Source organism: Thermoanaerobacterium sp. R66, from assembly GCF_028895185.1.
In the GTDB taxonomy this organism is placed as follows: Bacteria; Bacillota; Thermoanaerobacteria; order Thermoanaerobacterales; family Thermoanaerobacteraceae; genus Thermoanaerobacterium.
In genome coordinates this window covers 1,953,652-1,974,314 of sequence record NZ_JAEUWW010000001.1, presented here as the reverse complement: position 1 = coordinate 1,974,314, position 20,663 = coordinate 1,953,652, and the positions used below count along the sequence as shown (strand labels likewise).

The 20,663-nt window shown below is 35.0% G+C and carries 20 protein-coding genes and 2 pseudogenes; 18 read left to right on the top strand and 4 right to left on the bottom strand.

From position 1 onward, the window contains the following. Positions 1-74: 74 nt before the first annotated feature. Positions 75-1,517 (top strand): M1 family metallopeptidase, encoded by a 1,443-nt coding sequence (locus JJQ93_RS09800; protein ID WP_274893655.1) that lies wholly within the window; start codon positions 75-77, stop codon positions 1,515-1,517. On the opposite strand, the gene JJQ93_RS09795 is transcribed toward JJQ93_RS09800, so the two are convergent. Together JJQ93_RS09795 and JJQ93_RS09790 are read right to left on the bottom strand one after the other, a co-directional pair. Beyond that, a complete protein-coding gene (locus JJQ93_RS09795; RefSeq protein WP_274893654.1) occupies positions 1,514-2,494 on the bottom strand; it encodes an ATP-binding protein in 981 nt (326 codons plus the stop codon). The two genes, JJQ93_RS09800 and JJQ93_RS09795, sit on opposite strands and share 4 nt — an antisense overlap. Further along, the gene (locus JJQ93_RS09790; protein WP_274893653.1) at positions 2,487-3,458 is read right to left on the bottom strand and encodes a DnaD domain protein; all 972 of its coding nucleotides are present in this window, start codon (positions 3,456-3,458) and stop codon (positions 2,487-2,489) included. The genes JJQ93_RS09795 and JJQ93_RS09790 overlap by 8 nt, the downstream gene beginning before the upstream one ends. A 181-nt stretch (positions 3,459-3,639) precedes the next feature. On the opposite strand from JJQ93_RS09790, the gene JJQ93_RS09785 reads away from it, so the two are divergent. The 14 genes and pseudogenes from JJQ93_RS09785 (at position 3,640) to JJQ93_RS09725 (ending at position 14,989) form a co-directional block, all read left to right on the top strand. Next, positions 3,640-4,845 carry a peptidoglycan DD-metalloendopeptidase family protein gene (locus tag JJQ93_RS09785; RefSeq protein ID WP_274893652.1) on the top strand — a complete coding sequence of 402 codons (1,206 nt, stop codon included), beginning with the start codon at positions 3,640-3,642 and terminating at the stop codon, positions 4,843-4,845. A gap of 133 nt (positions 4,846-4,978) precedes the next feature. Further along, positions 4,979-5,794 (top strand): peptidase MA family metallohydrolase, encoded by an 816-nt coding sequence (locus tag JJQ93_RS09780; RefSeq protein ID WP_085113435.1) that lies wholly within the window; start codon positions 4,979-4,981, stop codon positions 5,792-5,794. Positions 5,795-5,800: 6 nt separating this feature from the next. Then, positions 5,801-6,496, top strand: a complete 696-nt coding sequence (locus JJQ93_RS09775) for a response regulator (RefSeq protein ID WP_274893651.1) — start codon at positions 5,801-5,803, stop codon at positions 6,494-6,496. After that, positions 6,420-7,700 (top strand): annotated as a pseudogene (locus tag JJQ93_RS09770) (histidine kinase dimerization/phospho-acceptor domain-containing protein); the annotation flags it as partial. The gene JJQ93_RS09775 and the pseudogene JJQ93_RS09770, both read left to right, overlap by 77 nt. Positions 7,701-7,703: 3 nt before the next feature. Continuing rightward, positions 7,704-8,183, top strand: coding sequence for a sensor histidine kinase (locus tag JJQ93_RS13095; protein ID WP_502688660.1), 480 nt, complete (start codon positions 7,704-7,706; stop codon positions 8,181-8,183). A 144-nt stretch (positions 8,184-8,327) separates the two neighbouring features. Beyond that, positions 8,328-8,723, top strand: coding sequence for a hypothetical protein (locus JJQ93_RS09765; RefSeq protein WP_085113433.1), 396 nt, complete (start codon positions 8,328-8,330; stop codon positions 8,721-8,723). Positions 8,724-8,735: 12 nt separating this feature from the next. Then, positions 8,736-9,980 (top strand): two-component system activity regulator YycH, encoded by a 1,245-nt coding sequence (gene yycH, locus JJQ93_RS09760; RefSeq protein WP_274893650.1) that lies wholly within the window; start codon positions 8,736-8,738, stop codon positions 9,978-9,980. A gap of 15 nt (positions 9,981-9,995) precedes the next feature. Next, a complete protein-coding gene (locus tag JJQ93_RS09755; protein WP_274893649.1) occupies positions 9,996-10,814 on the top strand; it encodes a two-component system regulatory protein YycI in 819 nt (272 codons plus the stop codon). Positions 10,815-10,937: 123 nt separating this feature from the next. Further along, complete coding sequence (gene murA, locus JJQ93_RS09750; protein ID WP_274893647.1) at positions 10,938-12,188, top strand: UDP-N-acetylglucosamine 1-carboxyvinyltransferase; 1,251 nt, start codon at positions 10,938-10,940, stop codon at positions 12,186-12,188. Positions 12,189-12,268: 80 nt separating this feature from the next. Next, on the top strand, positions 12,269-13,390 hold the full coding sequence (locus JJQ93_RS09745; protein WP_274893646.1) for a S1C family serine protease: 1,122 nt from the start codon (positions 12,269-12,271) through the stop codon (positions 13,388-13,390). 13 nt (positions 13,391-13,403) lie between these two features. Next, entirely contained in the window at positions 13,404-13,571 is a 168-nt protein-coding gene (locus JJQ93_RS09740) for a CxxH/CxxC protein (protein ID WP_013789054.1), read from the top strand. A gap of 13 nt (positions 13,572-13,584) precedes the next feature. Further along, positions 13,585-14,064, top strand: a complete 480-nt coding sequence (gene rlmH, locus JJQ93_RS09735) for a 23S rRNA (pseudouridine(1915)-N(3))-methyltransferase RlmH (protein ID WP_274893645.1) — start codon at positions 13,585-13,587, stop codon at positions 14,062-14,064. A gap of 268 nt (positions 14,065-14,332) precedes the next feature. Continuing rightward, positions 14,333-14,608: an AbrB/MazE/SpoVT family DNA-binding domain-containing protein gene (locus tag JJQ93_RS09730; protein ID WP_274893644.1), complete on the top strand. Its 276-nt coding sequence runs from the start codon at positions 14,333-14,335 to the stop codon at positions 14,606-14,608. A 54-nt stretch (positions 14,609-14,662) separates the two neighbouring features. Then, positions 14,663-14,989 (top strand): PIN domain-containing protein, encoded by a 327-nt coding sequence (locus tag JJQ93_RS09725; protein ID WP_274893643.1) that lies wholly within the window; start codon positions 14,663-14,665, stop codon positions 14,987-14,989. A 143-nt stretch (positions 14,990-15,132) separates the two neighbouring features. Here the strand turns inward: JJQ93_RS09725 and JJQ93_RS09720 are convergent, their stop codons facing one another. Beyond that, a complete protein-coding gene (locus tag JJQ93_RS09720; protein ID WP_274893642.1) occupies positions 15,133-16,203 on the bottom strand; it encodes an ERCC4 domain-containing protein in 1,071 nt (356 codons plus the stop codon). A gap of 295 nt (positions 16,204-16,498) precedes the next feature. Here JJQ93_RS09720 and JJQ93_RS09715 point away from each other — a divergent pair, with 295 nt between their 5' ends. Beyond that, entirely contained in the window at positions 16,499-17,662 is a 1,164-nt protein-coding gene (locus tag JJQ93_RS09715) for an amidase domain-containing protein (protein WP_274893641.1), read from the top strand. 99 nt (positions 17,663-17,761) lie between these two features. Here JJQ93_RS09715 and JJQ93_RS09710 read toward each other — a convergent pair whose 3' ends face one another. Beyond that, on the bottom strand, positions 17,762-18,271 hold the full coding sequence (locus JJQ93_RS09710) for a hypothetical protein (protein WP_274893640.1): 510 nt from the start codon (positions 18,269-18,271) through the stop codon (positions 17,762-17,764). 356 nt (positions 18,272-18,627) lie between these two features. Here JJQ93_RS09710 and JJQ93_RS09705 point away from each other — a divergent pair, with 356 nt between their 5' ends. Then, positions 18,628-19,197 (top strand): YqxI family protein, encoded by a 570-nt coding sequence (locus JJQ93_RS09705; RefSeq protein ID WP_274893639.1) that lies wholly within the window; start codon positions 18,628-18,630, stop codon positions 19,195-19,197. A gap of 225 nt (positions 19,198-19,422) precedes the next feature. Next, positions 19,423-20,605: pseudogene (locus JJQ93_RS09700) on the top strand (IS701 family transposase). Positions 20,606-20,663: the final 58 nt, after the last annotated feature.

Here is a 20,663-nt window from a genome sequence, read left to right as displayed (position 1 = left end):
TAAGCAAATTATGTTCTAATATTTGTGGTTTCGTATTAATATATAGTGAACAATAATATGGGGGAGCTGATTTAATGAAAGGTAAAAAATATATATGGCTGGTAATCCTTGTTGCTGCCATAGGGCTACTTATCTATTTTGCACCCATTAAAAACAGCAACACGACGGTGTACAATATGGATCTAAAGTACAACGACAAAGACAAGACCATTATAGGAACAGAAGTTGTAGATTTTATAAACACAGATGATGTGAATTTAAGTGAGGTGTACATGCATTTATATCCCAACGCATTTAAAGATAAAGATAAGGTTCCATTTACAAAAGAAGAGATAGGTTTGGCATATCCAAATGGATTTAAGCCAGGGTATATAGAGATAAATGGAGTGACTTTTGGCAAAAATACAAAAGCTGCATACAGCATTGATCAAAAAACAGGTGAGATTTTAAAAATACTTCTTCCAAAGAAGTTGGGAAAAGGCGACAGGATAAAATTTGCTATAGACTTTAAAGTTCAGATTCCTCCATCTTGCGGCAGATTTGGATATGGTAAGAATACTATCCAAGTGACAAATTTTTACCCTATTTTGTCAGTGTATGACCAAAACGGTTGGAACAACGATCCGTACTACGCATTAGGTGATCCATTTTACAGCGATGTGTCAAATTATAAAGTAAAACTTACAGTGCCAAAGGGCATGGAAGTCGCAACGACAGGTATCGTTAAGTCTAGGACGAGGCAAGGTGATAGCGACATATTGACTATAGATGCGCCAAATGTGAGAGATTTTGCTGTTGTCATGAGCTCTAAATTTAAAGTAGCAGAAGGAGACGTTGACGGCATAAAGGTTAAGTCATATTACTTCGATGAAGATTCAGGATTAAAAGCCTTAAAATACGCACAGGATGCCATAAGATTTTACAATAGTTACATAGGCAAGTACCCGTATAAAGAGTACAGCGTAGCGGAGTCGGACTTTTACATGGGTGGAATGGAGTATCCAAATTTAGTGTTTATATCGAAGGATCTCTATTCAAAAGATAATTTGTTTAATTTAGAATACGTTATAGCACATGAGACGGCACACCAGTGGTGGTATGGCGTCGTTGGAAATAATGAGGTAAAGGAAGCATGGCTTGATGAAGGACTTACAGAATATACGACGATAATGTACATTGAGAGGTATTACGGAAAAGCCACGGCAGATGCTGTGTTTAAGTCGATAATTTCAGGGGAGTTTTATAAATTTTCCAAAACCAACAAAGATGATGCAATGGTGAAGACTTTAGGACAATTTAAGGATTGGAATGATTACACAAATATTGTGTACAACAAAGGTGCAATGGTATTTAATGAGCTTAGAAGTCTTATAGGCGATGCAAAGTTTAAAGAAGTTTTAGATAAGTACTATTCACAGTATAAATATAAAAATGCCACTACGCAGAACCTTATAGACGTAGTGGACAGTGTGACTGGAAAGGATACAGGAGGATTTTTCGAAGAATGGCTTGATTAATTTATAGTTTTTCTCTTAATTCTTATGTCTTCTCCGTAGAAGTTTAGAAGTTTAAAATTGCCAAGTATTCTTGAACACAGTCTTTCTGGGTATATATTCATAACTTCTGACAATGGCAAGTTTGTGGATATTATGAATTTCTTGTTGGCCAAAAGCCTTGCATTAACAATGCTGAAGATTTCCTGGAGGCTGAATGGTGTAATGGGTTCAGTCCCCAGGTCGTCTATTATAAGCAAGTCACATTCTCTAAGCAAATCCGTATACTCGTAGTACGAATCGTTGTCAGAGTTCAACTTATTAAGCCTTAATCCTTCTACAAGGTCTGGAGCTGTCCTATATAGCACTACTTTGCCTTTGTCTAAAAGTTCTTTTGCCACGCAGTGTGAAAGAAAAGTCTTGCCAAGTCCAGAATCACCGTAAAAAAACAGGCTTTCCTTCTCATGGTCAAAGTAATCAATAAAGTCCTTGGCCACTTCTACTATGCTTTTAATATTTTCCCTCGGAGACATTTTTCCTTTGTATGGCTTATCTGAGTAAAGGTGGTAGTCAAAGTTGTCAAAGTTTTCGATCTTAGTTATTTCTTCTATGCTGGACTGCTTGTAGTATAGATTGATAAGTTTTTGCTCAAAACACCTGCACCTTTTGTTGTTTACAAAACCCGTATCTTTGCAGATATTGCATTCATATTCTTGCTCCATGTATGTCTCGGGGTAACCATTAAGCTTGAGAAGTCCAGCTTTTTCTTTTTTCAAATGAATAAGCTTTTGCCTTAAGTTTTCCAAAAATTCTTTTTGGTTTTGGGGGTTTAGAAAAATGGCTTTTGAGATCTCAATGCCGATTTCCTTTATTTTATCATCGATTTGCGATATCTGTGGTATCTTTCTGTACACTTCTTCCCGCCTCATCAAGGCTTCCTTTAAGGACTTGTCCCTTAACATGTCGTATTCTCTTAAAACCTCTTGAACCAAATTATTCACCAAATTCACCTCTTGAATGAGCTAAAAGCTTCTTTTCCAGCTCGTCTACATCGTATGTCCTTTGAGAGTATCCATTGAAGTAGTTTTTAGGGACTTTATAGTTAGGAGCCGTCTTTTTGGTGTACGGTTTTTTCTTTATTTTGTCTAAGTCATTTACAGTTCTTATGCCATCGTTGTACCAATTGATGAGTATCTGGTTGATGTACGGAAAGCTGGGCTCGTTTATCTTTAAGACGCATTCGTCACATGCTTTTATGATGACATCAACGTCAAAGCCGAGATCGTCCATCCACCTGTCCATCATGGCTTTGTGGGCTTCCATCACATCGTCATCTTTTAATCCCAGTGCTCTTAAGATTTTTTTGTACCGCAGCCATTTTTCGCTTTCTGATTTTAAGTATGCTTCTACATCAAGTGCTGTCTTAAGCCCTGCATCATGCCATGCAATTGCTACCTTTTCCATGTACTTAAGAGATGTCTTGTTCTTTGACACACAGTAGCTTATAAGCATTGTCAAAATCTCCAGCGAGAATCCGTACTCGTCAACCCAGCTTAGATAAGTGTTCATCTCAGTTGGCGAAAGAGGTCTGCCTATCATTTTTTCTACCGTCTCAAACATCTGCTTGACTTCAGTGTCGTCAATCGACAATGTGTGTACATCATCAGATTTCTTGACAAGCGGAAGATATTCTATGTAATATTCGTTGTCAGAATACCTAAGCCTAATTACGCCAGACCTTTCCCAGAATTTCAAAGCCTTATCTATGTCATTTTCTGACATAAAAAGCTTATCTGCCATTTCTTCCATTGAGAAGCTTTGGTTGTAATATGAATATTTAAGTCCTAAAAGGTATACTTTCACGTATTCACCTGGTGCTTCCAACATATAATGATTTATAAAAAAATTGCTAACGGGGGTGCTTCCCATATCATCAAAATCATTAGAAAAGTTACATCTGCTCATGTACACCACCTCAAGTTTAATTATAACACGATGTGTCATAACCATCAATTTAAAAGAATATAATATATATTACGACAAATTTGTCTATTTTTTAAGCTTAGAATGTATAAAATTTGTAAAAAAACAAAAAATAATAACGCATTTTTGTATGCGATCTATGCGCAAATGAAAGGAGAAGACGATGGATAACGAAGATAAGTCAAACCCTTTTAGTTGCAACCTGATCAAAAAAGTTTCAATTAAAAGGCGATTTATATTAACTGCTACTTTGACGATTTTGTTTGCCGTAGTTTTCTACATGGGCATCGACAAAAGTGCATTTTTCAGTACGGAAGATCAAAGCTTAAATCATTTTGCATATAACGTAGAACAGGGAAGATTTGTGCGCATTGATAGACCCACAGCGATTGTAGTTGATGGCTTAAATGTAGTGACGCTAAAGAATAGAGAAGACGCATTGTGGGTACTTAATGATATCCTTGACAAGTACAAAAACGGGTCTATGAAAGTCTATTTCAAAAATGATGTAAAACTGGTTGAAGTAGATAGCCCTACAGTTAAAATCGAGACAGTTGGAGAAGCCTTAAAAAAGCTGGAAGGTGATGATGTTGAGACTTATACTGTAAAAGACCATGACACTCTTTGGTCAATCTCGAGAAAATTTAGCATCTCGTTAGACGACATATATAAATTAAATCCTATGGTTACCACTACAATTTTTAAAGGGCAGATTTTAAAAGTAAAAGAGCTTAAACCTGTTTTGACTGTAGTATCAGAGAGAAAAATCGTGTACATGGATGACATTCCGCATGAAACCGTTTATCAAAAAGATGGTGACATGTTTGCAGGCGCTTCCAAAGTTGTAGCAAATGGAGAAGATGGTGTCAAAATAGTTACTGCCGTTTTGAAGTATTACAATGGGCAAATATCCGAAAAAGATGTGATAAACGAAGAGGTGGTAAAAGATCCAGCAGATGAGATTGTATCTGTAGGGACTAAGACCCCTTCAGCCACAATCGCTCTTGATTATCCAATACGAGGGTATATAGTGATAACGTCCAGGTACGGGCAAAGGTGGGGAAGACTTCATGCAGGCATAGATATAGCAGCATCTATGAATGATCCTATATATGCAGCGGATGGAGGCACAGTCGTATTTGCAGGATGGGAAAATGGCTATGGAAATCTTGTTGAGGTCGATCATGGAAACGGATATGTGACGTATTATGGCCATGCCAGCAAGCTTTTGGTGAAAAAGGGAGACAAAGTTAATAAAGGACAGAAAATCGCCTTAGTTGGCATGACAGGAAATACTACAGGACCACATGTCCACTTTGAAGTCAGAAAAAATGGTGTGCCAGTAAACCCTATGATGTACTTAAAATGAGAGCCGAAATACGGCTCTTTTTTGTTCCTTAAATTTACTTTGCAATGTGCTTGACATTGGGTTATAATGTAATTGTATTACCTCATATATTTAAGTATATACATATTTTTAGTATTTTGTGAGGTGATACACTATGAAGAAAAATAAAATCATTGTGGCGATTGTTTTTATTGTTTTTGTGTTGGCTTTATTGTTTAATGAAAGCATATTGACAAAGGCATATCCGGTTTATAAGGTGATTGGCAAAGACAAGATTGAAGAAAGCGTAAAAAATTTTAAGACTAAGGAAAGCAAACATTTTATTGTTAGATATCAAGATTCAGATAGCAAATACGTTTCGCTTATCATAGATACGGCTGAAAAGCACTATTATGGCGTCATAAAAGATTTAGGATATGCACCTAAAGATAAATCGGTTATCATAGTTTATAGCAATCCTGATGAAATGAATAAGGATTTTTCCCTTGCAAAAGGAGAAAATGCCATGGGAATATATCTAAATGGTGTAATAAGCATAGAATCTCCAGCCCTTTGGATACCTTCAGGACAGGATGTGACGAAAGTTTTTCAATACGAAGGTCCTGTTGTGCATGAGTTTACGCATCTTGTTGTAGACGACATCGCTAAAGGCAATTATCCGACGTGGTTTACAGAAGGCATAGCCCTTTTAGAGGAGTACAGACAAGATGGATATGAATGGGGCAAAGACTTAAGCTATAATGGGAAACCATATACTTTTGACCAATTGGAAAATAATTTTGACTCACTTGATGAGATGCTGGCGTATAAAAGGGCTTTTCAGGTGACAAAGGCTATAAGCGATAAATTTGGCATGGAGACTATAAGAGAGATGCTTAGAGATTTGGGAAGCGGAATGAGTATAGAGTCAAGCTTTTACAAAGAAACTGGCTTAAAGCTTGATACATTTGTCAACAATGTTAAGGGGTGATGGCATTTGAGCAGAATCCTGATAGTAGACGATGAAAAGCCGATCGTGGAGATATTGAAGTACAATTTAGAAAAAAATGGATTCAATACGATAGAAGCTTACGACGGGGAGGAAGGTCTTAAGATGGCTCAAGAAAAAAATCCTGACCTTATCCTCCTTGACGTCATGCTTCCAAAAATGGACGGTTTTACAGTTCTCAGAATATTGAGACAGACTATGAATACTCCTATTTTGATGCTTACGGCAAAAGAAGAGGAAGTAGACAAAGTATTAGGGTTAGAACTGGGCGCTGACGATTATGTGACAAAGCCTTTTTCTATGAGAGAGCTTATTGCCAGGGTAAAAGCTAATTTAAGAAGAAGCGGCATAAGCAATGGTGAGACTATGTCAAATGTTTTAAGTGTAAATAGCTTAAACATCGATTTGTCAAAGTACAGAGTGGAGAAAAATGGGAAACCCATCGAGCTTACATCGAGAGAGTTTGACCTGTTAAAATTTTTGGTAGCCAACCGAGGGCTTATATTTTCGCGAGAGATGCTTTTAGAAAAGGTTTGGGGTTATGAATACTTTGGCGATGTAAGGACGGTTGATGTTACAATAAGGCGACTTAGGGAAAAAATTGAGGATGATCCGGCAAACCCAAGGTATATACATACCAAAAGAGGGGTTGGTTATTATTTTAGCGAAGAAAGTGAACTATAAAAGCATACAGTGGAAGATAATACTCATATATGGTCTTTTGATACTTGTGGCGATGGAGATAATATGGGTATACCTTTTCAAATCTTTAGAAAATTATCACATGACGAATTTCGAAAACTACATTGAAGCACAAGCTACAGGCATCGCCTTCACATTGAAAGACAACATGAATTCCAAAACAAGCTTAGACAACATAATAAACATGTATTTAGGTCCTAATGCCTACATAAAATACTTGTACATACTTGACAAAGACGGCAACATATTAGCCAGCTCCACAGGAGAAAAAGGCAAGATGCTAACTCCTGCAGTCATAAAAGCATTGTCTGGCAAGCAAGGGATGGAGACCACAAATGACAACAATTCAAACGGTAAATTAAGAAGCATCGCCATGCCTGTAGTTGACAGCGATGGGAAGATATCAGGAGTCGTGTATGTTAGCGGTTCTTTAAAAAGCGTATATGATACGCTGTCTGATGTGAATTTCATCTTATTAAGTGCAACATTTATAGCGGTGATAATAACAGTCATCTTAGGATATATATTGGCAAAGACCATCACAGATCCCATAAAAGAAGTGACGAAGTACGCTAAAGAGATGGCGGAAGGAAATTTCGACGTTCACATAAACATAAGATCTGATGATGAGATAGGCAAACTTGGCAGCATGTTTAACTTCATGTCAAAAAGGCTTAAGACTACTCTAAATGAGATGGAAAATGAGAAAAGCAAAGTAGAAGCCATAATAAGCTACATGTCAGATGGAGTAATTGCTACAAATGACTTAAATAGGATCATACTTTTCAATGATGCTGCAGAAAAGATGATTGGCGAAAAGTTAGCTATGGATGAGCCTTTAGAGAAGATAGCCCAGGGACAGTTAAAAAATACTGAAAGTCTTATATACTGCAATGGAAAGATTTTAAAGTCGTTTGTAAGTCCTATAAAAGTAGACAAAAACATAGATGGCAATGTATTTGTGCTGCACGACATAACGGAGCAGCAAAACCTTGATAACATGAGGAAAGAGTTTGTGGCAAATGTCTCACACGAATTGAGGACTCCCCTTACAACCATAAAAAGCTACACAGAGACCCTTCTCAATGACGGCGTTGACGATGAAATGAGGAACAGGTTTTTGTACATAATAGATAAAGAAGTTGACAGGATGACGAGGCTGGTGAAAGACCTTCTTCTCTTATCAAGGATGGATTCAAATGGAAAGTTAAATTTATCTGAGACAAATCTCAATGAATTTGTGGAAGAGGTTTTGTACAAAATAAAGATAGAGGCTCAGAAGAAGAATCAGAAACTATTATTCTGCGCAGGTGAAGAAATAAGAAGCGTAAGCATAGATAAAGACAAGATGGAGCAAGTGATTTTAAATATAGTGTCAAATTCCATAAAATATACGAATCCAGGGGGATATGTTAGAGTTTTTACAAAGTACTTTGACGATTCCGCATATATAGTGGTGACTGACAATGGGATTGGCATACCCAAAAAGGATCTTCCGAGGATATTTGAGAGGTTTTACAGAGTTGACAAGGGAAGGTCAAGAGAGCTTGGAGGTACTGGGCTTGGCCTTGCCATTGCAAAGGAGATCGTCACCGCCCATGGAGGGGAGATAAACATAGAAAGCGAACTTGGAGTAGGTACTACCGTAACCGTAAAGCTTAAATATTAGTCAAACCGTAACTATATTTTAATATTTGTGTAACATTATTGTAATAATGATGCTCTATAATCAATTTATAGAATAATGGTTATATTAGGTATCATGTGTAAAATTTTATATATTTATGTCAGTTCATGATGAGGAGTGGTACTTTTGAAAAAGGTTTTAGCCCTTGTTATTGCCACCATGATGTTTATGACATTTTTTATGACTTACGGGTTTGCTGATGATCTGATAACTGTAAAATCAGATATAAGCGATGTCACCACAAGCAACAAATACTTTGTCATATCAGGCAATGGGCAGCCGGATACTTACGTGGAGCTTATATTAAACGACAATTTGAATGACAAGTGGATTATAGGTGATACTGGCCTCTTTGCCAAGCTTATAACATTGGCTTTAGGGGACAACTATGTAACTTTAAAGGCTGTCAAGGACGGACAGGTGCAGGTGGTAAAGGGTCATATTGTATTGCAAAGCAACAATGGCATTATTCAGATTACGGTTGATACGTTGGAAGGCTTGTGGAATAAGCTTTTTAAATAAAGCGGTGTGATTATGAAAGAGCATATTAAGACTGCTGTACTCATATTGCTTGTTTCTACAAGCCTTTATTTTAGCTACACGCTTTGGACATCTTTTCCTCAGAAAAGCTTTTTTATGACCAAGTCTATACCAGTAAGTGTAGATATTTCTGATATATTGAGGCCTTCTTCTATCATTGTAGAGTCAAGCGGCACATTTATGGATATAACGTCGTCAAACGATATAAATTCAGTGTGGATGAATACGGTAAAAATTTTAAAAGAGATTAAAGATACAACACTTTCACAACTTTCAAAGAATGATTTAAACCACAAAGGTGATTTTGTACATATTTATTTTGGGAAAGGCATAACAGAGGATTTGTTTAAAAATGCCTTAAAATTAAGTGATTCACCTATCTTGAAAATAGGGCAAGACACTTTGATAAAAGAGATAGTCATAAAATTAGGTGTAAAGCCTCAAATTATCTTTACGGATTACAGCAGTTACTATGCCATAGATCTTAAAAATCCCAGCTATTTTTTAAGCCTTATAAGCAAGCAATTTCAAAGTTCTATAAATTATTCTATCACTACCTCAGGCGATGTATACGGTGAAAACACATTTGCGGTAAAAAGTTTTCAGTTAAAAAGATATGTAAATAGAGGCTTTGAAAATGACACAGTATATAGGACTATTACCAAAAATGTGTTTGTCAATATATCTGTAGTGCGGGAGATAAAAGAGAACAGTGGTTCATACATATACACCGATGGTGTGAGAGGATTGAGGCTTTACAAAAATGGATTAATAGAATATTTTGACACTACCACCGCATCGTCGAAACTAACTTTCGGTAGAGTAGAGTCTTTAGATAAAGCGGTGGAATTCATAAAAGCTTTAGGAATAGATGAGAAAAATGTTTACTTGACAGGTGTCAGTGGCAGTGGTGGAGATTACAGCTTTGCCTTCAATTACGATTATGATTACCCCGTGTATGCCATGAAAAACGGTGATATCAAAGATCCAATATATGTATTTGTATCAAACGGGACAATTAAATCTGCGATTGTAAGCTATATGGATATTTACTACGCAGGCCAGTACAATGGCGGATTTTACGATATAGGCAAACTTTTGAAGGACCATAAAGTAGATGACGTACAGTTTGTAGATATGGTGTATGTTTTTGATGGCAATGAACTTATACCTGCTTGGCATGTAAAAACTCAGACAAATGAGTATTTTTTCAGCGTTTTGGATGGGAAAATAATGTGATGATGGTGTTTTAATATGGACTGGTCAAAAGCGAAAACGATCTTGATTATTATATTTGCTGTACTAAATTTGATACTTTACATGGGAAACTTAAGCATAGCGGAAACTAATAATTCTGTTCCATCTTTTTCTGATATGAGCAAGATGAAAGAGATTTTAAGAGAAAACAATATTGTCGTGAATGCTAAAATACCTGATGATTACAAGCCTATGCCTATGCTTCTAGTAAAGCTTAAAAGCTACAGCAAAGCGTACATAGATGAAAATTTTTTAAAAGGCTTAAAGTACGTATCAAATGGCGATGGTTCACTTTACACATTTAGCAATGGCTCATTAGAAGTTAAAAACGGCTTTTTATATTTTCAGGTTAAAGACGAAAAGTTTGCCAAGATGAGTAGCAATGAAGCTTTTCACTACATAATATCCTTTGTAAATGACAAGAAACTTAAAGAGGAGTATTCAACTTTAAGGCAGTACATAGATGGAGACAAATACACTGTTGAGTATACCGAAAAATACAATGGTATTAACGTGGATGTAAGTTATATGAAAGGCATCATATCAGGCAATACATTTTCCTTTGAATCGACGTGGCTTATACCTTTGAGAGAAGAAAATGACAAAAAAGAGATCATACCTCCAATAAGCGCACTTTTAAAGCTTTTAGATGTAAATGAAGGCAGTAAAAGTATCGTAGTAAAAGACATAAGGCCAGTCTACTTTTTTAGTTGGAGAAATGCCGATACTGGCGAAGCAATACCTACGTGGAGGATAACGACGGAAAACACTGTGTACTACATAAATGCGTATACAGGTAATTTTGAAGAGAGGTAAAAATTACCTCTCTTTTTGCGTAAGATGTTTTTGTAAAAATGCTTGTAAAATTGTTGAAATTGTATTAAAGTATATATGTATGATTGTGAAGTTTTTTAGATTCTGTGAAGGGAAGATTAAACAGTGGATAAGTTTGTTATAAATGGAGGAATACCTCTTAAAGGAACAGTTGAGATTAGTGGGGCGAAAAATTCTGCTGTTGCCATACTTCCTGCTGCTCTTTTAGCAGATACTCCCAGTAGTATTGACAATTTGCCAGAGATAAACGACATAGAATTGCTTAGCAAAATGATTCAATATCTTGGTGGAAAAACCATCAAGAAAGAGCATGAGATTATGATAGATCCTGAAGGTATCAATTCATTTTGCCCGCCGCATGAGTTGGCAAGCCAGATGAGGGCTTCATACTATCTTATAGGTGCCCTTTTAAGCAGGTTTAAAGAGGCTGCTATAGCCATGCCTGGTGGATGCAACATAGGTGTGAGACCAATCGACCAGCACATAAAGGGATTTGAAGCGTTAGGCGCAAAAACGACTATAGAACATGGAATAATAAGGGTAAAAGCAGATAAGTTAGTGGGGAATCATATATATTTTGACGTTGTAAGCGTAGGTGCTACTATAAACTTGATGTTGGCTGCCTGTAAAGCTGAAGGCACTACAATACTTGAAAATTGTGCAAAGGAACCTCATGTCGTGGATGTAGCAAACTTCCTAAATGCAATGGGTGCCAATATAAAAGGCGCTGGTACAGACACCATAAAAATCATTGGAGTAGACAAGCTTCATGGCTGCAGGCATACAGTAATACCTGATCAGATAGAAGCTGGGACGTACATGGTGGCTGCGGCGGCAACACATGGGGATGTCATTGTAAAAGGCATAATACCGAAACACTTAGAGTCCATAATCGCGAAGATGTCTGAAATGGGTGTAAAAATCGAGGAGTATGATGAAGAACTGAGAGTTACCACAGATGGCAGGTTGAAAAGAGTAGACATTAAGACACAACCATATCCAGGTTTTCCTACAGATATGCAACAACTGATGGCAGTATTATTGGCTCTTGCGGATGGGGTCAGCGTTATAACCGAAAATGTGTATGAAGGCAGGTTTAAATACTTAGATGAACTTAAGAAGATGGGAGTCAATGCAAAGGTGGAAGGTCGCATAGCTGTCATAGAAGGAACTCAAAAGCTTACTGGTGCGCCGCTTACAGCTACTGACTTAAGGGCTGGCGCAGCTATGGTGATAGCTGGACTTGCGGCCAGCGGCACTACAGAGGTTAAGAATATCTACCATATTGACAGAGGATATGAGTCGATGGAGAAAAAACTGCAAAAATTAGGCGCAGACATAAAAAGGGTAAAATAAGTCCTCATTAGGACTTATTTTTGTACATAAATATAGAATAAATCACCTCATAATACACATGATAATTGTGAGGTGATATGATGCAAAGCGGCGATGATAGAAATGTAAAAAGACCGTCGTATCTCACGACAGTTGTAATAATAGCTGTGATTACTTCACTTGTTTTTACATATATTGCACCAAAATTCTTGTGGGGGAAGGTGATACCTTTACCATACACAAATACTGCTCCACTTAAAAAAGAAGTTATAATACCTAAAGCAGAGCCTTCTACGATAGCAGAAGCTGTGGCGAAAAAAGACACGCAGGCCGTTGTTGGAATATCGTCTATTGAATATGAAAGGCAGTATTACATATTAGAAAAGCAGGTAGAAGGTGTAGGATCTGGATTTATTGTGGACAAAAACGGGTACATTATTACGAATAACCATGTGGCAAGTCCTGAGTCGAAGAAACTTACCATCTATTTAAGCGATGGAAGTACGCTTCCTGGTAAAGTTTTGTGGTCTGACTCTACATTGGATCTTTCGGTTGTCAAGGTAAACGCCAAAAATCTTCCGACCATACCTTTGGGAGATTCAGATAAAGTTCAAGTTGGTCAGACGGTGATAGCCATAGGCAATCCTTTAGGGCTTCGCTTTGAAAGGACAGTGACATCTGGCATAATAAGCGCTTTAAACAGAAGCTTGCCAATAGAGGAAAATAACAAACAAAAAATCATGGAGGATTTGATACAGACGGATGCGTCGATAAATCCTGGCAATAGCGGTGGCCCTTTAGTGGATGCTCAAGGAAATGCAATAGGCATCAATACGGCGAAGGTTACGACAGCGGAAGGATTGGGCTTTGCCATACCAATCAATATTGTAAAGCCTATCATTAAAAAAGTGATTGCAACAGGTACATTTAAAGCACCTTATTTAGGAATAGTGGGATATGACAGAGAGATAGCCAGCTATATAAATGCAGATATAGTTATAGCGGAAGGGATATACGTTGCTGACATAGATCCTGCAGGGCCGGCAGAAAAAGCTGGTATCAAAAAAGGATATATACTTTTAGAGGTCGATGGAAAACCTGTTGATACAATGGTACAGCTTAAAACTGTAATATATTCGAAAAATATAGGTGACAAAGTAAGTGTGAAATACAGGACATTGACGGGGAATATCGGGATGACTACAATAACGTTAGGAAAATGAGGAGAATATTGTTATGTATGTTGTTTGTGAAAAACATTTGGAGGATGCCATTGAAGAGTTTGTAGATGTATATGAGCAACCGCCAGATATATACATGCTTGACGATGTATCATTTACTGATTGGTTGGCACCTCATAAGTGCGATTTTTGCGATGACATTCCTAAGTACCTTGTCGTATAATGGAGGGAGAATTTTGAATATAGACGTAATTGCAGTTGGAAAGGTAAAAGAGAAATTTATAGAAGATGGAATACGGGAATACGTCAAAAGATTGAAGCCATACTGCAATATAAACATAATTGAAGTAAACGATGAAAGAGCTCCTGAAGGCCTAAGCGAAAAGGAAAAAGAAGCAATTATGTTGAAAGAAGGCTCTAAGATCATCGATAAGATGAGAAAGGGAAGCTTTATAATTTCCCTTTGCATAGAAGGTAGACAAATGGATTCGGTGGAATTTGCCCGCTATATAGAAGATGTTATGACAGCGGGCAATTCTAATATAACGTTTGTGATAGGAGGGTCATTAGGTTTACACGACGATATAAAATCTATGTCAGACTTGAAACTGTCATTTTCAAAGATGACATTTCCACATCAGCTTATGCGGCTTATATTGGTAGAACAAATTTACAGGGCATTTAAGATAATGAAGGGTGAGACGTACCATAAGTGAGGAATAGATAGTATTGTTTCAGAAATTCATTATTAAAATTCATGAGGTAAGGAGAAAGTATAATTATTTTTGGCATCCAAAGAATTTGTTATCACCATATGTTCAACTAGGTATAAAATATAGATTTTTGTAAAAATAAATTTTTTACTGGAATTTTATTACGAGATCTCCGAAAATTAGATAATTGACTTGATACTTAATCAGAATTAACTTATAATATAAGTGTAGAAATCTTATTTTCAATGAAAATAAGGAGGTAATTAATATTATGGAATTAGCCAAGGTGACTGTTCGAGGTCAAATTACAATACCAAAAGAAATTCGTAAAAAACTAAACATCAAAGATGGTGATAAAGTAATTTTTTTAGAGGAAAATGGGAAAATCTTCATTGAAAATTCGGCAATTTTTGCATTACGGGAAGTACAAGATGCTTTTAAAGGTGAAGCTGAAAGGCTTGGATTGAAAGATGAGCAGGATGTAGTCAAATTGGTAAAAGAAGTTAGAAATGAAATGTGGGAAGAACGTCATGTGAATCATAGTTGATACTAATATCCTCATTCTGCTTTTCTATTTCCTAAAAGTAGTATAAATGACTTAATGATTATGATAGCTAAAAGGCATAAGTTAATTTTATCATCATTTGTCATAGATGAAACTGTAGATGTGGTTAAAAGAAAGTTTAAAGGTAAGGAGGGAGCTATAGACAAATTTTTAAGCAAATTTCCTTACGAGATGGTTTATACGCCGCAAGAAATGAAAAATGATTTATTTAAAATTCGAGATGAAAAAGATTATCCAATCTTATATACAGCAATTATTGAAGATGTAGATATACTAATTACAGGTGATAAAGATTTTTTAAATATTGATGTAGAAAAACCGGAAATTCTTACACCTGCACAGTTCTTAGAGAAATATTCCTAACAAAGTTAAAATAAAATACAGAGCAACTATCCATCCAACAACTGTAGGAGTTATATTAAATTCTGTAGAAATGAATAGTAATAAAGGAGATATTACAAACAAATCTATACCAATTATAAATGATGTAATCCTTTGATAGCTTTTTATTGTACTTTTGTCCAAGTGCTGCCTTTACCTCTGCCATGACTAATTATCAAACTTTCTTTTTTAAGGTCATTTAGTACCTTTCTAATTGTAGAGTCTTTTGCATTAACAAATCTATTTCTTAAATCGTTTATTGTAAAATCTCCATCGATGTTTTCAAGAATTTCTTTTCTAATGTCGTAGTAAATTCCGCCTGTAAAGTCATTCTTCGTTTGATAATTTGATATTTCTTCTGCGACTACATCATGTATAGATTCGCTTTCGTGTGATACAATGGCTTGGAAAAACCGTAATGTCCATTCATTTGCCAATTTTCTATTGCCAGCAAAGATAATTTGAAATTTTGGATGAAATGCAAAAACCTCAGCTATCACCTTTGACATATACGATGGCGTATAGACGCCTAATTTGTCTGGATTTAAGTAATCAGAGTAGTTGGCTTCAATGACAAGTGCTGAATGCCTATATTTTTCTAATTCACCCAGCTTCTGATGTAAAATTGGCAAATTAGCGATGTCGGCTCTAAAGTTTTCAAAGCTTTTTCTTTCTACGACGGCTTCTATTTCATTATTGTAAAATAATGCGTAATCACCTGCTGGCAACTGTACTCTCTCAACAATGCAATTGGTAAATTTCCAGGGGTATTTTTCATTTGCATCAATCAATATGTGAAGGTTGTTGCTTCCTTTTGCAGTCAACTTGACACGAGGCTTGTGCTCCTTCAAGCCTTGCTGTGTTCTCCAAAATATCTGTTCGTATTCTCCTTCTTTATTTTTGTATTTCTTTTTAAGAAAGAGAAATTCACACCTTTTATTTACACCGCGGTCTAAAACTACAGATAGACGCTTTCCATATCGATCAATAGAAATAATGGGAACTTTCTCTACGATTTCATAATCATTAGATGAACTATTGCTTGCATCTTTAAGGCAAAATATCTGGCTTCCTGCACCAGGCCATTTGTTCTGCACAAACAATGATAAAAGTGTTGTATCGCCTTTTTTGATACTAAGCCTGTATGGGAATTTATCACTTTTTGTTGATTCAAGTACCCATAAAAGATCGCTCATAATGACCCTTTCCTAAACATAATTCATAATTACACAACTATTTTATTATGAAAAAGAGGTTGTTACAACTTTTTTCATGCGACAAGTACCATCTTAGTACTTTCGTATTAAAAAAATTAGTACTTTTGGTCAATTGACATATTTATGAATTGGATATATTATGAAGTTAAGAGAATTACCGGTAAGTTCTCGTTACGCGTACAAAAAAAGCATCATATGAAATTTCTGAAAATTTTAATAATGACAATGTATCAGAAAATATCACTTAGTAGCACACTAACATTACTATTTGTGCATGAGTGAAAAGGAAGGAATGTGGGTTAGTATGAAAAAAATCGGATACATTTTAGGAAGTATTTTAATAGTTGCAATTTTATTTGTTTCTGCAAGAATAAGCATAGCGGCAAGTTCATTGGAAAATATACCTCAAAATCCATATGTACAGCAGTACTTTAAAGAAAAAACGGAAAATGTGTCGCTACAGGAAAATGCAACCTCGGAAACATTGGTTGATCCGCAATTAGAAGAAAAGACATCTATAGCTACTTTAACCGAGTACTATAATGAAGATATAAAAGTAGCTAATATCATAAAAAAATATTGTCAGGATACAAAATTAATTGAGGAAACAACATCATTAATAAAAAATGACAAAATAAATGTAATGCATGCTATACAAAAAATATATCCTTCCGTTAATGATCTAAATGAGAAAAAAATATTAGTAGCATATTTAGAAAGATACGCAAGGGATTCAAAGGACAATGTATCAATCTCATTTTTGAATAAACTTATTCAACCAATAAAATCAACTAATACAAAAAAAGAAGAAGATTTACTCAAACAAAATAAAGAGTCTGTAAATGCCAATTCGGCAATCACTGCTTCATCGTATGCTGGATCATATTCAGGAGGAGCAGCGGCTGATTGGGCTTACAATCATTACAACACATATAGCACTGATTATCCAGCATTTAATAATCCAAACGGCAGTTATTCTGACTGCACAAATTTTGTGTCACAAGCTATGCATGTGGGTGGTGGTATGCTAATGCAGGGAAATTGGTACTGTTATAAGAAGAATTCTACGTACCCGAGTCCAATTAATGCAGATCAATTGAATTATAGTTGGTCCGTATCTGATCCAAGCCCTTGGATCAGTGTTGGACAGTTTGCAGAATTTTGGACTCCTAAAGCTAATGTAAGTTATTACTCACATGATGATTATGTAACTCGGCATGAAACAATTTATAACTTACCAATATATCGTGGGGATTCTGTTATATTTTACTCAGGAATAGCAAATTGGATTACTTATCCATCACATGCAATGATTATTTCTGGGTATGATACAACAAATAAAGATTTTTTACTTTCAGGACACTCAAATAATAGACGTAATTATCCATTACTTAGTGCAATCGCAAATTATAGCGAGATAGAATTTATTTCTTATTAAAATTAAAAGCATAGAGCTAAGTTATAGGTCTTTAGAAACATACCTAAATATTATATACACCAGAAATAACCTAATATAAGAAAATATTCTTATATTAGGTTATTTTGTAAGACTATTATTCAAATCTTCTTCTGCCCGAGTTTCAATAACTTTTACAAGATTTTTGATTTCTTCATTATTTGGGAATCTAATATTAGCCGGAAATAATTTTTTTACATCTTTATTATAGTTTACTCCATCTTTAGGAAAGTCATGGCTGATAATTGAAATGCCTTTACTGCTTTTTTTAATTTTTAGAACTACAGGTAATGATACACCTTGCCCCCTTTCAAGATTAGTTCCTGCCTTTATATATTCTTCTTTAACTAACCAGATGTAAATTTTGTCTTTGTATGTCCCTAGAAGCTCGAATGCACTATACATTTTTCCTTTATTTGGATAAGCAATGTCATTTGTTTTTGTGTCCAGATAATTTAATATAATTTTTTTATCATTTTGAGTAATTTTTAAAGGATTAGTTGTTGTAATTTTTTGGCTCGAATTACATCCTGCAAAAACAATAATAATTGATAATATCAAAACAAATACTAAAAAAGATCTAATTTTCATAATAAAAACATCTCCCTCAATAATCTTTTTATATTTGTGTGTTTTTGTGTATTCATATATAATATTCTTTTTTGTCTTTTTTCATATTAATACAGTGTTTTTAACATGAGGATATGGACTATTATTTTACAAGCTTTTTCGCAAAAAAATTGTTTATTACACATCTATTTTATTATAATAATAAGGTCATTACAACTTTTTTCATGCAACAAGTACCGTTTTAGTACTTTCGTACTAAAAAATTAGTACTTTTGGTCAGTTGACATATTTATGAAGTGGATATATTATGAAGCTAAGAGAATTACTGGTAGCATATAACAGTTTATGTTAAAAGGAAGGGAGGGAGATGTTAATATATGATAAAACGGTTTTTAACTTTGAAAAAATTCGTTTCATTGTTTTTAGTTGTAACACTTCTTTCAATTTCAACTTTGAGTTCAGTTTATGCTGCTAATCCAACGTTCAATGATACAAATTTAAAGAAATCAATTAATGACAACCGCGCATATACAACTATTGAAAATGATCCAATTGACAAACAAAAAGTTGAGAATGGATCAATGACTGCAGAATATGCACAACAAAAGGACACAAGTGTAGAAGAAAGTGGCAATATTAAACCACAAGGTTTAAAAGGTAAAGCTTTAAAACTATCTGTAAAAAGAATTGCTGGAATGTTAAGGTCAAGTGCGATAGATAAAATAGCTGGATGGATGGAAACTTATATTAATAAAGAAGCTGCAAAATATCTAAGAAAATATTCTATCAAGATTGCAAATAAATTGGATGAGTTTTCTACATGGGGAGATTTGGCACTTCAAGCGATTGAAGATCAAGTAATGGGTCTTCTGAATGGATTAGGTGTACCTTATAGCATTGCAAAAGGAATAGGGCTTGGTCTAAAATACATATGCTCTTCTCAATAAATATACAGCTTATGAAATACAAGAACTTGAGGGATTGTTAAAGTGGGCATTTAATAAAAGCATTGAAAATAATTTAAGTACTATAGATGAGAAAATTAGCTTACATAAATTACCATAATAAACTTACATGAAAAAATTAATAAAAAATAGAGACAAATGCTCACTTCTATGGTATTAATATGTTGTTGTCACACTATAACAATATTAAACATAGGAGTGGAGCAAATGTCTCATAATAAAAGAATAACAGAAAATTCATCAATAATCCAGTACTTAATGAAATTAAATTTTGCATTATATTTTACTAAACCTGTTATTCGCCATATTGTAGAATTTATAATTGCTGCCACTCAAAAAGGTTATAGTGGTACTGTTACTGATATAGTTAATTTAAGCTTTGCTAATTGCCATAGAACTACCTTTGGCAAATTCTTAAGTCAAGGTGTTTGGAATATAGAGTATGCATGGAGAGCTATAAGGCGGGAAGTTATTCGTATTATACTTGAATTATCACAAACTTACAAAAAGCCGATATTTGTGATTTTTGATGATACTATTGCTGAAAAAACTAGGCCTTCGTCACAGGCTAAACATTCTATCCAGGCAACAGGATTTCATCAATCACATTTAAAAGGAAAGCAAGTTTGGGGACATCAGCTTCTTACCATGATGCTATCATGCGGCAAAGTAGTATTGCCTTACTACATCGAACGCTATGAAAAAGGTGGCAAAAGCAAAATCGAAAGAATATGTGAAATGGTATCTATGCTTCCAATACCTAAAGGACCAGCATATGGACTATGTGATTCATGGTACATAAACAAGAAAGTAATAGAAGCACATTTTGAAAGAGGATACCATCTCATAGGAGCACTAAAAACTAATAGAATTATCTATCCACAAGGCATTAGAATTCAGATAAAAGACTTTGCCCAATATATCGAAAAGAACGAAGTTCACCTCGTTACAGTGAATGGTTCTAGGTACTGGGTATATCGCTATGAAGGAGCTTTAAATGGGATAGATAATGCTGTAGTTCTAATGTGCTGGATTGAGAAAGCTTTTAAAAATCAGAAGGCTCTACATGCATTTATCTGTACTGATACTGAATTAGATACTGAGACTATTCTAAAATACTATAGTCAGAGATGGCCTATATAAATATTTTTTAGACAGACAAAGAATAATCTTGGACTAAATCTCAACAAAATCAATAGATAGATTATTATGGCTTATATCATTGACATACCTTTATTGTACGACTTCGGGCGACGAATATTACAAATTTGGGCAGGGAATAAAAATGGTTCGTAAAGAAGTACAAAAGCAGCATGTTCAATGGCTATATGAACAAGCTAAAAACTATGTACCTATTGATGAAATTTTAGAACAACTAAAATTAGCATAGGCAGAGTGTATCTATTTGATGGTAATATTTGTTATTAATTTTTCTCATCTATAGTTAA